A 12,193-nucleotide genomic window follows, 5' to 3' on the forward strand; every position below is an offset into this window, starting at 1 on the left:
ACGAGACGAACCGGGTGGGCGCGCAGATCTGCGCGCCCGGGCCCGCAGCCGTTTCGGTTCACCGTCGTCGTCGGCCGCTCCCCGCCCCGCGGTGGCCATGGCGCTCCCCGGTCCGTGCCGGTTCGCCGGCGCGGGCGGGGATTCTCCGTCGTTCCCCGTGCCCACGCGGGTCAGGAGCGTCGGCCGGGCCCGGGCGGACGCGCCGTCGGATCACTCGGCCAGCACCGCCGGCTCACGCAGCGGCGGAGTCCGGCGCAGCGGCAGGGGCCGGCTCAGTGGCGAGGCCGAACGCGCCGGCACGGGCTCGCCCACCGGCAGCGTCTTCCGCGCGGTCGTCGTCTCCGGCGCGGTCGCGGACGCGAGCCAGCGGTGCGCCGTCTCCAGCGCGTCCTTCACGTCCCGCGTGCCGGTGGACACGCACAGCGTGTACTCCAGGTCGCGCGCCCGGGAGGCCGGCTCGGCGGCGCCGCCCACGGCCTCGACGGCCGCCAGCGCCTCGTACTCCTCCACGAGCCGGCTCAGCACTGCGGGATGGGGCCTCAGCATGTGTGTCTCACTCCTCGTCCGGTCCGGCCCGTCAGGCCGTAGTGGTGTTGCCCGTGTTACCCGCGTTGCCCGTGTTGCCCGTAGTTCCGGTGTTGCTGCTGTTGGTGCTGCCGGTGTTTCCCGCGCTTCCGTTCCTGCGGCGGCCCGCCCGCTGCCCCATCACCTCGTCGCGCACCCGGGCGCAGCTGCGGCTGATGAGGCGGGAGACGTGCATCTGGGAGATGCCCAGCCGGTCGGCGATGCGGCTTTGCGTCATGTCCTCGAAGAAGCGCATGTAGAGGATGGCCCGCTCGCGTTCCGGCAGGCGGCGCAGTCCCTCCTTGGCGGATTCGCGGTCGACCACGACGTCGTAGGCGGAGTCCGCCGTGCCGAGGGTATCGGCGAGGCTGTAGCCGTCGTCGTCGGCCGACAGCTCGGCGTCCAGCGACAGGGTGCTGAAGCTGTCCAGCGCCTCCAGCCCGGCGCTGACCTCTTCCTCGGTCAGGCCCGTGTGGGCGGCGATGTCGGCCACGGAGGGTTCGGGGCTGCCCGGGTTCTGGGTCAGCTCGCGCCGTGCCACACGCACCTTGTTGCGCAGTTCCTGCACCCGGCGGGGCACCCGCAGGGCCCACATGCGGTCCCGGAAGTGCCGCTTGACCTCGCCGGTGATGGTCGGCACGGCATAGCTCTCGAAGGCTCCCCGGCTCGGGTCGAACCGGTCGATCGCCTTCACCAGGCCGAGAGCCGCCACCTGCCGGAGGTCCTCGATGGACTCGCCGCGGTCACGGAAACGGCTGGCGATGCGGTGGGCCATGGGCAGCCAGAGCGTCACGAGCTCGTCGCGCAGGGTGTCCCGCTCGGGTCCGTCCTCCAGCTGGGCCAGGCGGGTGAAGAGCTCGGCGGTGTCGGGTGCGTCGTCGTGCCGCCGTCGCGTGGCGGCGGTCTTCGGCTCGGGCGTGCCGGGACGGTTGGTCGGCGTATCGATCAGCATGCGGATTCGCTCCTGAACGGTCTTTTCAGGGACTTACCGCGGGAAGGGCGCTGCCCGGATCACCTGGGCGGCCCGGGGCAGTCACACCACTCCCGCAGGGGCGCCTCCGGTCCGAAGCACGAAACTGCGTCTGCCCTCACCCCGGTGGAACAAACTCCGCTTCATCGCACAATTTGCTGGCGCACTTCTCCCTGGTCAGGACAGGGGCACCACGGCGGTGATGCGCTTGCCTCCCGAGGGCAGGTCCGACACCTGGATGTCACGCGCCAGCCGGCACACGATCGGCCAGCCGTGGCCGCCGTGCCTGCGGCGCCCCTGGCGGTCGGTGGGCGGCGCGGTCACCGGCAGGTCGGCACTGCGGTCGCTCACCGAGACGCGCAGGCCCGGGCCGACCACGTCGACGCGGAAGTCGGTGACGCCGCCGCCGTGCAGCATGGCGTTGGTCGTCAGCTCCGAGGCGACGAGCAGGGCGTCCGACAGGGCGTCGGCGTCACACGGGGTGCGTGTGGCGCGGCAGCGTTCGGCCACCGCGCGCTCCACGGCCCGGCGCGCCTCGGCGGGCTTGGCGGGCCGGGCGCGGTCCTCGCCGGGCCTGGCGGGCCGGGCGCGGCCCTCGCCGGGCGGCTCGGAAACGGATTCGGTCATGTACTCCTCACACATCCTTCAGCTCCCTGCTCGGCGTGGGCCGGAAGTCCGTGAAGGCGGCGGCCGGCGCCCCGGCCGGCGAGGACGCCGAAAGGCACGGCCGGCTCCGGCCCGCCCTCGCGGCCGCCGCTCGGGCGCGCACGCGTTCACGGATGCGACGGCTCTCGCGCGGTCCTCGGCGGTCCTCCGCGGCCCTCTCCGCGGCCCTCTGTTCTGTGGTGTTCGGCGGGTCCTCGACCCGTCCGCGGCGCCCGGGCGCGTGCCGCGCGAGCGCCGCGGGGTTTGCCGTCCTCTGTCCGGCTGACCTCTCCGGGTACCGGCAAACCTCCGGCACGCGGGGAATGCCTGCCATCACGGCGCGATGCGGGGGTACGCGGAAGCCATGACCGATGTGGTGGACTCCGACGAACTGCTGCGGCGCATCCAGCGCGCGAGGGCCTGCGCCGTACAGGAGGAACGGACCTGGCGCACGCGGACCGGCGAACTGGAGCGGTCCGATCCGGAGGGGGCCCGCGAGGCCGCCGTACGGACGATGGCCTACGAGGCCGTGCTCAGGGTGCTGGACGAGATCCTGACCCCGGGCAAGCACCCCGCGCCGGAGTGACGGCCGCGGGCCCCGGCGACCGCGGGACGCGGAGGGGGACGGCCAGGACGGAGTGAAACAGGTCACTCAACCCGGTTCTGGCTGTGCGGAACCTCTCCGAGTGGTTTATCGTTCATTCACGTGTGGTGACGGAGTCGACCGCCGATCCTCCCTCACCCCCTTTACCGCCCTGGCTGGTTTCCCCCGTCCAGCCAGGGCTTTCCTCTGTCCGCCGCGTGCCCGCGCCGTGAGGCGCGTGCCCCCGCGCCCGTATCCGGGCGGCGGCGACGGCTCCCCCGGAAGGGGCCCCCGCCGCGCCCCGTACGCCGAGGTGCCCGGGGCGGTCGCAGCGGCTGAAATGGGCGTAGGGAAAGCACCGGAACCGATTGCCGGCGAGGAGCCCCGCGTCATGACCAAAGCGATCAAACTGCTGAGCGCCCTCCCGCCGCCCCAGCGGGAGCGCCTGATGGCGCTCGCCCGGGAGGTGTCCTTCCCGGAGGACGCCCGGATCTTCGAGGCGGGAGGCACCGCCGACCGCTTCTGGGTCATCCGCTCCGGCGCGGTCTCCCTCGACCAGCGGGTGAACTCCCTGCAGCGGATGACGGTCGCGAGCCTCGGCGCGGGGGACCTGCTCGGCTGGTCCTGGCTGTTCCCGCCGTACCGGTGGGACTTCGGCGCGGAGGCGTTCAGCCCGGTGCGGGCCCACGAGTTCGACGCGTCGGCGGTGCTCGGGCTGTGCGAGGAGGACCCGCGGCTCGGGCTCGCGCTGGTGCGCGGCGTCGCCGAGATCCTCGCGCACCGGCTGGAGACGACCCGGGGCAAGCTGCTGGAGCAGTACGCGCTGCACCGGCGCGGCGCGCTCTAGCCCGGCCACCGCGGACCCGGCCGGCGGGCGGGCCCCGGGGGCCGCCGCGGCCTCAGGCTCCGGCGACGAGCAGCACGCCGAGGGTGATCATGGTGGCGGCGACCAGGCCGTCCAGGACGCGCCAGGCCGCGGGCCTGGCCAGGACGCGGCCGAGCAGCCGGGCGCCGAAGCCGAGCGCGGTGAACCAGCACAGGCTGGCCAGGACCGCGCCGAGACCGAAGGTCCAGCGCAGCGGGCCCTGGTCGGCGGCGATCGAGCCGAGCAGGAAGACGGTGTCGAGGTAGACGTGCGGATTGAGCCAGGTCATCGCCAGGCAGGTGAGCACGGCCCGCCGGCGCGATCCCGCGGCCTCGCCGTCGGCCCGCAGCGCGCCGCCCGGCCGGAACACCCGGCGGGCGGCCAGCACGCCGTAGCAGAGCAGGAACGCGCCGCCGATCCAGCCGACCGCCGTGAGCGCGCCCGGCCACGCCACGACCACCGCGCCGACCCCGCCGACGCCCAGGGCGATGAGGGCCGCGTCGGACAGGGCGCAGATGCCGACGACGGCGAGGACGGCGTCACGGCGGATCCCCTGGCGCAGGACGAAGGCGTTCTGGGCGCCGATGGCGACGATCAGGGACAGGCCGGTACCGAATCCGGTGGCGGCCGCGGTCAGGGCGTTGGGCATGCCCTCGACGCTACGGAGTCGATCACTGGGAGTACAGCTAAAGATTCTTACGTATCATTAGCGGACATGACGGCTGACCTTCCGCTCGACCAGGTGCGGACGCTGCTCGCGGTGGTGGACGGGGGCACCTTCGACGCGGCCGCGGCGACCCTGCACCTGACACCGTCCGCGGTCAGCCAACGGGTGAAGGCGCTGGAGCAGCGCACCGGGCGGGTCCTGCTGCTGCGCACCAAGCCGGTGCGCCCGACCGAGTCCGGTGAGGTGCTGGTGCGGCTCGCCCGCCAGGTGGCGCGGCTGGAGCGCGACGCGTTCGCCGAGCTCGGGCTGGGCGGCGCCGGGGAGCCGACGCGAGTGTCGGTGGCGGTGAACGCGGACTCGCTGGCGACCTGGTTCCTCGGGGCGCTCGGGCGGGTGCCGCGGGAGCCGGGGCTCTGCTTCGAGCTGCACCGCGAGGACGAGGACCACACGGCGGCGCTGCTGCGCGAGGGGCTGGTGATGGCCGCGGTGACCTCGTCGCCCGACCCGGTGCCGGGCTGCGCCGTGCGGTCCCTGGGGCGGATGCGGTACCTGCCCGTGGCGAGCCCGGACTTCGCCGCGCGGCACCTGGACGGGCCGCTGCCCGACGCGCTCGCCGAGGCGCCCGTGGTGTGCTTCGACCGGCGGGACGACTTCCAGGACGGTTTCGTGCGCGCACTGACGGGCGGGGAGCGCGGGGCGAGCGCGGCGCGGCACTTCGTGCCGACCTCCGAGGGGTTCGTCGAGGCCGTCGCCGCCGGCATGGGCTGGGGCATGGTCCCCGAGGCCCAGGCGGTGCCCCTGCTGCGCACCGGCCGGCTCCTGGAGCCGGCCCCGGGCCAGACGGTGGACCTGCCGCTGTACTGGCAGCAGTGGAAGCTCGACTCGCCCGCCCTGGCGGCGGTGGCCGAGGCGGTGACGGCCACGGCGGCGCAGGCGCTGCGCGGCTAGCCCTTCCGGGTACCCGGGGCGGGGACGCCTTCGGGCCGTGCGCGCTCGTCACTCCGGCCCGCGGGGGTGACGCCGCGCCGCGGCCGCCGGATCCTCACCGAGCGCCTCCAGCCGGGCGGAGGCGCTGTCCAGCAGCATCGCCAGGGCCGTCGGGTAGGCGCTGGTGACCATGCGGGTCGCGAGCAGGGGGGCCGCCTCCGCGATGCGCGGGTGGGTGGCGGCGGGCAGCCGGGCGTAGGTCGAGCGCCACATCTCCTCGTCGGCGCGCAGCGACGCGCGCGGGAGGGCCAGCGAGGCGGCGTCGAGCGCGGCGAACGCCAGCGTGGTGTCGACGAAGGCGTGGTAGACGCGCACCGCCTCCGGCAGCGGGAACCCCGCCGTGCGCAGCACGTCCAGGATCGCCTCGTCGGCCGCCAGTTCGTTCGCCCGGCCGGAGACCCGGCTCGCGGTCAGCACGGCCGCCTGCGGGTGCGCCACGTACGCGGCGTGGATGCGCGCCCCCAGGTCCCGCAGGTCGGCGCGCCACCGGCCCGTCGGCCGCCAGCCGTGCAGGGCCTGCCCGATGAGCGCGTCGCCGATGGCCAGGGTCAGGTCGTCCATGCCCCGGAAGTACCGGTAGAGGGTGCTCGGGTCGCAGTCGAGCGCGAGTCCGAGGCGGCGCGCGGTCAGGCCCGCGCCGCCGTGTTCGCGCAGCAGCCGCAGCGCGGTCGCGACGATCAGTTCCTCGGACAGCACGCGACCGCTCCTGGTGGGCCGCCGCCGGCGCCGCCTGTCCTCGGGCACCACCGGTTTCGCCATCCCGGCCCGCCCCCTTCCGCCTTATGCCAACGCCATTGACCTTACGCGACGGCGGGGCGTTGTATCTGCGCCAGGGGCCCCGCGATGTTCCGGACCTTCGACGCAGAGGGAGTTCTCGTCATGCGTGTACTGCTTGTGGGCGCCGGCGGTGTGGGCACCGCCCTCACCCGGATCGCCGCCCGGCGGCCGTTCCTGGAGCAGATGGTGGTGGCCGACCACGACCCGGCCCGGGCCGAAGCGGCCGTCGCCGCCCTCGGCGAGGCCGGATCCCGGTTCCGGGCCGAACGGGTGGACGCCGGGAACGAGGCGGAGGTGGCGTCGCTGCTGGGGCGGTACGGCTGCGACGTCCTGCTCAACGCCACCGACCCCCGGTTCGTGATGCCGCTGTTCCGGGCGGCGTTCGGCGCCGGCGCCACCTATCTCGACATGGCGATGTCCCTGTCGCGGCCGCACCCCGAGCGCCCGTACGAGGAGTGCGGGGTCAAGCTCGGCGACGCCCAGTTCGCGCGGTCGGCCGACTGGGAGCGGGCGGGCGCCCTCGCCCTGGTCGGGATGGGCGTGGAGCCCGGCCTGTCGGACGTGTTCGCCCGGTACGCCGCCGACGAGCTCTTCGACGAGATCGAGGAGATCGGCGTCCGCGACGGCGCGAACCTCACCGTCGAGGGGCACGACTTCGCGCCGTCCTTCAGCATCTGGACGACGATCGAGGAGTGCCTCAACCCGCCGGTCGTCTACGAGGCGGGCCGCGGCTGGTTCACCACCGCGCCCTTCAGCGAGCCGGAGGTGTTCGACTTCCCCGCCGGCATCGGTCCGGTGGAGTGCGTGAACGTCGAGCACGAGGAGGTGCTGCTGGTGCCGCGCTGGGTCGACGCGCGCCGGGTCACCTTCAAGTACGGCCTGGGCCGGGAGTTCGTCGAGACGCTCAGGACGCTGCACCGGCTGGGCCTGGACCGCACCGGACCCGTGACCGTCCCCGGTCCGGCGGGGCCGGTCGAGGTCTCGCCCCGGGACGTCGTCGCCGCCTGCCTGCCCGATCCGGCGACGCTGGGCGAGCGGATGCACGGCAAGACGTGCGCGGGCACCTGGGTGCGGGGCGTGAAGGACGGGGCGCCGCGCGAGGTGTACCTCTACCACGTGGTCGACAACCAGTGGTCCATGGCGGAGTACGGCTGCCAGGCCGTGGTGTGGCAGACGGCCGTGAACCCGGTGGTCGCCCTGGAACTCCTCGCCACGGGCGCCTGGTCCGGCGCGGGCGTCCTCGGCCCGGAGGCCTTCCCCGCCCGGCCGTTCCTGGACCTGCTGACCGCGTACGGCTCGCCCTGGGGCCTGCGCGAGCAGTGACCGGCGGGCCGGTTCCCGCAACTGCCGCTGTTTTGTCACGCGCTGACAGGTGACCCGAAGAGGAGCAAGACCTTCGAAAGGGACGTCTCTACCGCGATCGCAGGTGACTTCGATGGACAACTGGCGACACCACGCCGTCTGCCGGCACGAGGACCCCGACCTCTTCTTCCCGATCGGCACCTCCGGCCCGGCCCTGCTGCAGACGGAGCAGGCGAAGGCGGTGTGCCGACGCTGCCCGGTACGCGAGCAGTGCCTGCAGTGGGCGCTGGACACGGGACAGTCCATCGGGGTGTGGGGCGGCACGAGCGAGACGGAACGGCGCGCGATCAAGCGGCGCGTGGGCTCCCGCCGCGGCGCGGGCTGACCGGTGGTGGGGCCGCCTCGGCGGCCCCACCACCGCGACGGCCCCCGGGAATCCTCCCGGGGGCCGTTCCGGTCCGCGCCGGCCCGGCGCGCGGGGCCGTCCTCAGCGGCCGCTCCGCCGCAGCGGACCCCAGGGATGCTCCTGGCGGGCCACCTCGGCCTGCGCCTCCTCGATGACCTGGTCGTCGATCCAGCACAGCGGCCGGGCGTCGACGACCAGCGGCTCGTTGTCCGGCCCGCGGGCCGTCTCCTTGCCCGCGAGCACCCAGGGCCGTACGCCGGGGCCCTTCTCGTGCGGCAGGTGGGCGTAGTCGTGCAGACGGCGGGCCACCCACAGCGGTACGGGCCGGTCCTCCCACCACGGCTCCACGTCCAGGGGATTGGCGGACAGGCCCGGCATGCGCACCCCGGTGAGGTCGTCCTTGCTGGACACGCCGGGAAGATCGGTCGCCGGGCCGCGCGACCAGCGGACGTACAGGCCCTGGCGGTGTTCCACCAGGTCGGTGAGTTCGGCGAGTGTACGCACGACCGGCAGGTCGTCCGATGCGCTCATGTCGTGACCTCCCTCGACGCTGTCAGGCGGACGGAGTACCCGCACGGAGCCGGCGGAATCGGCTGATCCGCGCGGCGGGCCGTGCCGTGCGCCGTCCGCGCCCGGCCGCAGTACGCTCGCGGCACGCCCCTCCCCCGCGGAAAGGCCCCACCGTGAGCGTTCGCGTGCGCCGTGTCCAGGAACCGCCCGAGCCGGACGACGGCGTGCGCGTGCTGGTCGACCGGCTGTGGCCGCGCGGTGTGTCCAAGGACACGGCCCGGGTGGACGAGTGGCCCAAGGCCCTCACCCCGTCGGCCGGACTGCGCCGCTGGTACCACGCGGGCGAGGGGTCCTACGAGGAGTTCCGCGCGCGGTACGAGGCGGAGCTCGCCGCCCCCGAGGCGGCCGGGCTCCTGGACCACGTCCGCGCGCTGGCCCGTGAGGGACCCGTGACGCTGCTGACCGCCGTCAGGACACCGGAGCGCAGCCACGCGGCGGTCCTGGCCCGGCTCCTCGAGACCTAGGGGCCTGCCGTCGAACTCCCGTGCGGGCAGCACGCCTAGGCGGTCTGCCGGGCCGCCGCCCGGCCCGCCGCCCGGCCGGAGAAGAGGCAGCCGCCGAGGAAGGTGCCCTCCAGGGCGTTGTAGCCGTGGACCCCGCCGCCCCCGAATCCGGCGACCTCGCCGGCCGCGTACAGGCCCTCGACGGGCCTGCCGTCGGTGCCCAGGGCGCGGGAGTCGAGGTCGGTCTGGATGCCGCCGAGCGTCTTGCGGGTCAGGACGTGCAGCTTGACGCCGATCAGCGGGCCGGCCGCCGGATCCAGGATGCGGTGCGGGGCGGCGACCCGGCCGAGCCGGTCGCCGATGTAGCGGCGGGCGTTGCGGATGCCCTGGACCTGGGCGTCCTTGGCGTACGGGTGGGTGATCTGCAGGTCGCGGGCCTCGATCTGGCGCCGGATCTCCGCCGCGTCCAGGAGCGGCTCGTCGGTGAGCCCGTTCATCTTCTCGACGAGCCGCTCGACCGTGGGGGCGGTGACGAAGTCCGCGCCCTTGCGCAGGAACGCGTCGACCGGGCCGGGAGCGCCCTTGCCGAGGAGGCGTTCGCGCAGGAACCCGGCACGGTCCTTGGCGGTGATGTCGGGGTTCTGCTCGGAGCCCGACAGCGCGAACTCCTTCTCGATGATCTTCTGCGTGAGGATGAACCAGGAGTGGTCGTGGCCCGCGAGGTCCTCGGTGGTGCGCAGGTGCCTCAGCGTGCTCAGGGTGTCGTAGCCGGGCAGGCACGAGCCGGGCAGGCGGCGGCCGAGCGCGTCGAACCACATCGAGGACGGTCCGGGCAGGATGCGGATGCCGTGCCCGGGCCAGATCGGGTCCCAGTTGTGCAGGCCCTCGGTGTAGTGCCACATGCGGTCCCGGTTGACCAGCCGGACGCCCGCCGCGGCGCTGATGTCGAGCATCCGCCCGTCCACGTAGGCCGGCACGCCGGTCACCATCTTCCTGGGCGGGGTGCCGAGCCGCTCGGGCCAGTGGCGGCGGACGACGTCGTGGTCGGCGCCGATGCCGCCGCTGGTGACGATCACCGCCTGGGCGGTGAGTTCGAAGCCGCCGACCGGGTCGCGGTTGGAGGCGACACCGCGGGGTGAGGTGTCCTCGGCCAGGAGCGTGCCGCGCACCCCGCGCGCGGTGCCGCCCTCGACGATCAGTTCGTCGACCCGGTGGCGGTGGTGGAAGGCGAGCAGTCCGTCGCGCGCGGCCTGCCGGGCGTAGCGGACGAACGGCTCGACGACGCCCGTGCCGGTGCCCCAGGCGATGTGGAAGCGGGGCACGGAGTTGCCGTGCCCGTGCGCGGTGAGGTCGCCGCGCTCGGCCCAGCCGACGGTGGGCAGGAACGTGATGCCGTGCCCGCCGAGCCAGGACCGCTTCTCCCCCGCCGCGAACTCGACGTAGGCGCGCGCCCAGCGCACCGCCCAGGAGTCCTCGTCCGCCTGCCGGTCGAACTGCGCGCTGCCGCGCCAGTCGTTCCAGGCGAGGTCGAAGGAGTCCTTGATGCCCAGGCGCCGCTGCTCGGGGGAGCCGACGAGGAAGAGCCCGCCGAAGGACCAGAAGGCCTGCCCGCCGAGGTTGGCGGCGTTCTCCTGGTCGACCAGGGCGACCCTGCGGCCCCGGCTGGTCAGTTCGTGCGCCGCGACCAGACCGGCCAGGCCCGCCCCGACGACGATGACGTCGGCATCCATGGCGACCGTCCCTTCCTCAGTTCCTCATACGGGGGTGCCGCTGCCGTCGGTCAGCAGGGCGGTGAGCAGTTGCCCGAGCCAGGCGCGGGCGCGGGTGACGTCCCGGTCCAGCAGCAGCTGGGCGGTGACGCCGTCGTAGGCGGCGACCACGGCGTGGGCCGCGCCGTCGGCGTCGCCGAGGACGGCGGGCAGCCGGGTGCGGCCGCGCACGAGCCGGCCCGCGATGGCCTGGCGCAGGCGGGCGCGGTGTTCCAGCAGGGTCCGGGCCACGTCGGGGTCACGGGCGGCGTGCACCAGGAAGTCCGTCTTGACCAGCAGCCAGTCCCGGTCCAGGAGCAGCACCTCGGTGACACGGTCCACGGCGGCGGGCACGTCCGGTTCCGGGCCGTCGGCGGCGAGGGCCCGGGACACCTGCTCGGCGATGAGGTCGGCCCGCTCGCGGTACAGGGCGAAGAACAGCTCGTCGAGGCTGCCGAAGTTGGAGTAGAAGGCCCCCCTGCTGTATCCGGCGGCCTCGCAGACCTCCTCGATCGGGACACGCCCGAACCCCTTGGCCGCGAAGACCGAGAACGCGGCCTGCAGGAGCCGCGCGCGCGTGTGTGCCCGGCGCCTGGTCACGCGCCCGGTCGTGCCCTGTCCCCCCATGCCCCCCCGCTCGTTGCGATACACGAACGTATCCGATGCACGGGTGCATCCAGAAGCCCCCGGCGCGAGGACCGCCCGGGCCGGCGGCCCCGGTGCGCCGGGCCCGCATCCGGCGCCCGCTGCGCCCGCGCCGCGTGAACCGGGGCGCGGGCGGTGAACGCCGCCGGGCCGCACGGCCGTCGACCCGGTCCCGCCGCCCGCGGCCCCTGCCCGGTCTGGTTTCCTGATGCCGTCGGACAGGGACCACAGGACGCGAGGCGATCATGCGGGCGGACGTGCACCAAGTCGCGGAGGGCACCTACCTGGTGCACGGCTCCCACACCAACTGGGTGATCCTCGCGGAGGGAGACGCCGTCACCCTGATCGACACCGGCTACCCCGGCGACCGGGAGCGGGTCCTCGCCTCGCTCGCGGCCGTGGGGAGCGCGCCGGAGGCGGTCGCCGCCGTCCTGGTCACCCACGCGCACAACGACCACCTGGGTTCCGCCGAGTACCTGCGCGCCGCCCACGGCACCCCCGTGTACCTCCACGAGGCCGAAGTGCCCCACGCGCGGCGGGACTTCCTGCACCAGGTGACCGTCGGGGAGGTCCTGAGGAACGGCTGGCGCCCCGGTGTGCTGCCCTGGGCGCTGCGCGCGGTCCGCTCCGGCGGCACGGCCCACCTCCCGGTCACCGCGCCGCAGCCGTTCCCGCGGCCGGGCCCGCTCGACCTGCCCGGCCGGCCCGTGCCGGTGCACACGCCCGGCCACACCGACGGGCACTGCGCCTACCACCTGCCGGACGCCGGCGTGCTGGTCTCGGGCGACGCCCTGGTGAGCGGGCACCCGACGTCCCGGACCGAGGGCCCTCAGCTGCTGCCGGACATGTTCCACCACGAGCGCGCCCGGGCCGTGGCCTCGCTGGACGTCCTGGCGGGCCTGGAGGGCGACCTGCTGCTGCCCGGGCACGGGCCCGTGCACCGGGGGCCGGTGCGCGACGCGGCCCTGAAGGCCCGGGAACGCGCCCTCTAAGGTGGTGCCGATCACCGGCGAGGCGAGGA

15 protein-coding genes are annotated in these 12,193 nt (G+C 74.6%); 7 read left to right on the plus strand and 8 right to left on the minus strand.

Features of this window, described 5'->3' with window-relative positions:
- Positions 1-210 precede the first annotated feature (210 nt).
- From AB0L29_RS29250 to AB0L29_RS29260, 3 genes are all read right to left on the minus strand, one after another.
- Positions 211-546 carry a DUF5133 domain-containing protein gene (locus AB0L29_RS29250; protein ID WP_365831212.1) on the minus strand — a complete coding sequence of 112 codons (336 nt, stop codon included), beginning with the start codon at positions 544-546 and terminating at the stop codon, positions 211-213.
- Positions 547-577: 31 nt separating this feature from the next.
- The gene (locus tag AB0L29_RS29255) at positions 578-1,516 is read right to left on the minus strand and encodes a SigB/SigF/SigG family RNA polymerase sigma factor (RefSeq protein ID WP_365831214.1); all 939 of its coding nucleotides are present in this window, start codon (positions 1,514-1,516) and stop codon (positions 578-580) included.
- Positions 1,517-1,711: 195 nt separating this feature from the next.
- Positions 1,712-2,176 carry an ATP-binding protein gene (locus AB0L29_RS29260; RefSeq protein ID WP_365831216.1) on the minus strand — a complete coding sequence of 155 codons (465 nt, stop codon included), beginning with the start codon at positions 2,174-2,176 and terminating at the stop codon, positions 1,712-1,714.
- A gap of 367 nt (positions 2,177-2,543) precedes the next feature.
- Here AB0L29_RS29260 and AB0L29_RS29265 point away from each other — a divergent pair, with 367 nt between their 5' ends.
- On the plus strand, positions 2,544-2,765 hold the full coding sequence (locus AB0L29_RS29265) for a hypothetical protein (protein ID WP_365831218.1): 222 nt from the start codon (positions 2,544-2,546) through the stop codon (positions 2,763-2,765).
- A gap of 388 nt (positions 2,766-3,153) precedes the next feature.
- On the plus strand, positions 3,154-3,609 hold the full coding sequence (locus AB0L29_RS29270; protein ID WP_365831220.1) for a cyclic nucleotide-binding domain-containing protein: 456 nt from the start codon (positions 3,154-3,156) through the stop codon (positions 3,607-3,609).
- 52 nt (positions 3,610-3,661) lie between these two features.
- On the opposite strand, the gene AB0L29_RS29275 is transcribed toward AB0L29_RS29270, so the two are convergent.
- On the minus strand, positions 3,662-4,276 hold the full coding sequence (locus tag AB0L29_RS29275; protein ID WP_365831222.1) for a LysE/ArgO family amino acid transporter: 615 nt from the start codon (positions 4,274-4,276) through the stop codon (positions 3,662-3,664).
- Positions 4,277-4,342: 66 nt separating this feature from the next.
- Between AB0L29_RS29275 and AB0L29_RS29280 the strand changes: the two genes are divergently transcribed.
- Positions 4,343-5,242 carry a LysR family transcriptional regulator ArgP gene (locus AB0L29_RS29280; protein WP_365831224.1) on the plus strand — a complete coding sequence of 300 codons (900 nt, stop codon included), beginning with the start codon at positions 4,343-4,345 and terminating at the stop codon, positions 5,240-5,242.
- 48 nt (positions 5,243-5,290) lie between these two features.
- Here the strand turns inward: AB0L29_RS29280 and AB0L29_RS29285 are convergent, their stop codons facing one another.
- Positions 5,291-6,040, minus strand: coding sequence for a TetR/AcrR family transcriptional regulator (locus AB0L29_RS29285; RefSeq protein ID WP_365831226.1), 750 nt, complete (start codon positions 6,038-6,040; stop codon positions 5,291-5,293).
- Between the two features lie 120 nt (positions 6,041-6,160).
- Here AB0L29_RS29285 and AB0L29_RS29290 point away from each other — a divergent pair, with 120 nt between their 5' ends.
- Together AB0L29_RS29290 and AB0L29_RS29295 are read left to right on the plus strand one after the other, a co-directional pair.
- The gene (locus tag AB0L29_RS29290; RefSeq protein ID WP_365831228.1) at positions 6,161-7,381 is read left to right on the plus strand and encodes a saccharopine dehydrogenase C-terminal domain-containing protein; all 1,221 of its coding nucleotides are present in this window, start codon (positions 6,161-6,163) and stop codon (positions 7,379-7,381) included.
- A gap of 112 nt (positions 7,382-7,493) precedes the next feature.
- The gene (locus AB0L29_RS29295) at positions 7,494-7,745 is read left to right on the plus strand and encodes a WhiB family transcriptional regulator (RefSeq protein WP_365831230.1); all 252 of its coding nucleotides are present in this window, start codon (positions 7,494-7,496) and stop codon (positions 7,743-7,745) included.
- A gap of 102 nt (positions 7,746-7,847) precedes the next feature.
- On the opposite strand, the gene AB0L29_RS29300 is transcribed toward AB0L29_RS29295, so the two are convergent.
- Positions 7,848-8,297, minus strand: coding sequence for a DUF6098 family protein (locus AB0L29_RS29300; protein ID WP_365831232.1), 450 nt, complete (start codon positions 8,295-8,297; stop codon positions 7,848-7,850).
- A gap of 152 nt (positions 8,298-8,449) precedes the next feature.
- On the opposite strand from AB0L29_RS29300, the gene AB0L29_RS29305 reads away from it, so the two are divergent.
- The gene (locus AB0L29_RS29305) at positions 8,450-8,800 is read left to right on the plus strand and encodes a DUF488 family protein (RefSeq protein WP_365831234.1); all 351 of its coding nucleotides are present in this window, start codon (positions 8,450-8,452) and stop codon (positions 8,798-8,800) included.
- A gap of 35 nt (positions 8,801-8,835) precedes the next feature.
- Here the strand turns inward: AB0L29_RS29305 and AB0L29_RS29310 are convergent, their stop codons facing one another.
- Together AB0L29_RS29310 and AB0L29_RS29315 are read right to left on the minus strand one after the other, a co-directional pair.
- Entirely contained in the window at positions 8,836-10,509 is a 1,674-nt protein-coding gene (locus AB0L29_RS29310; protein ID WP_365831236.1) for an FAD-binding dehydrogenase, read from the minus strand.
- A gap of 24 nt (positions 10,510-10,533) precedes the next feature.
- On the minus strand, positions 10,534-11,154 hold the full coding sequence (locus tag AB0L29_RS29315; RefSeq protein ID WP_365831238.1) for a TetR/AcrR family transcriptional regulator: 621 nt from the start codon (positions 11,152-11,154) through the stop codon (positions 10,534-10,536).
- Between the two features lie 263 nt (positions 11,155-11,417).
- Here AB0L29_RS29315 and AB0L29_RS29320 point away from each other — a divergent pair, with 263 nt between their 5' ends.
- A complete protein-coding gene (locus AB0L29_RS29320; RefSeq protein WP_365831240.1) occupies positions 11,418-12,164 on the plus strand; it encodes an MBL fold metallo-hydrolase in 747 nt (248 codons plus the stop codon).
- Positions 12,165-12,193 lie beyond the last annotated feature (29 nt).

Origin of the sequence: Streptomyces sp. NPDC052701 (genome assembly GCF_040678355.1) — a bacterium.
Classification (GTDB): Bacteria; Actinomycetota; Actinomycetes; order Streptomycetales; family Streptomycetaceae; genus Streptomyces.

Coding starts and splice junctions, on each gene's coding strand:
- AB0L29_RS29250 (WP_365831212.1), bottom strand. CDS start 546: ATGCTGAGGCCCCATCCCGCAGTGCTGAGCCGGCTCGTGGAGGAGTAC.
- AB0L29_RS29315 (WP_365831238.1), bottom strand. CDS start 11,154: ATGGGGGGACAGGGCACGACCGGGCGCGTGACCAGGCGCCGGGCACAC.
- AB0L29_RS29255 (WP_365831214.1), bottom strand. CDS start 1,516: ATGCTGATCGATACGCCGACCAACCGTCCCGGCACGCCCGAGCCGAAG.
- AB0L29_RS29285 (WP_365831226.1), bottom strand. CDS start 6,040: ATGGCGAAACCGGTGGTGCCCGAGGACAGGCGGCGCCGGCGGCGGCCC.
- AB0L29_RS29310 (WP_365831236.1), bottom strand. CDS start 10,509: ATGGATGCCGACGTCATCGTCGTCGGGGCGGGCCTGGCCGGTCTGGTC.
- AB0L29_RS29275 (WP_365831222.1), bottom strand. CDS start 4,276: ATGCCCAACGCCCTGACCGCGGCCGCCACCGGATTCGGTACCGGCCTG.
- AB0L29_RS29270 (WP_365831220.1), top strand. CDS start 3,154: ATGACCAAAGCGATCAAACTGCTGAGCGCCCTCCCGCCGCCCCAGCGG.
- AB0L29_RS29265 (WP_365831218.1), top strand. CDS start 2,544: ATGACCGATGTGGTGGACTCCGACGAACTGCTGCGGCGCATCCAGCGC.
- AB0L29_RS29300 (WP_365831232.1), bottom strand. CDS start 8,297: ATGAGCGCATCGGACGACCTGCCGGTCGTGCGTACACTCGCCGAACTC.
- AB0L29_RS29320 (WP_365831240.1), top strand. CDS start 11,418: ATGCGGGCGGACGTGCACCAAGTCGCGGAGGGCACCTACCTGGTGCAC.
- AB0L29_RS29260 (WP_365831216.1), bottom strand. CDS start 2,176: ATGTGTGAGGAGTACATGACCGAATCCGTTTCCGAGCCGCCCGGCGAG.
- AB0L29_RS29290 (WP_365831228.1), top strand. CDS start 6,161: ATGCGTGTACTGCTTGTGGGCGCCGGCGGTGTGGGCACCGCCCTCACC.
- AB0L29_RS29280 (WP_365831224.1), top strand. CDS start 4,343: ATGACGGCTGACCTTCCGCTCGACCAGGTGCGGACGCTGCTCGCGGTG.
- AB0L29_RS29295 (WP_365831230.1), top strand. CDS start 7,494: ATGGACAACTGGCGACACCACGCCGTCTGCCGGCACGAGGACCCCGAC.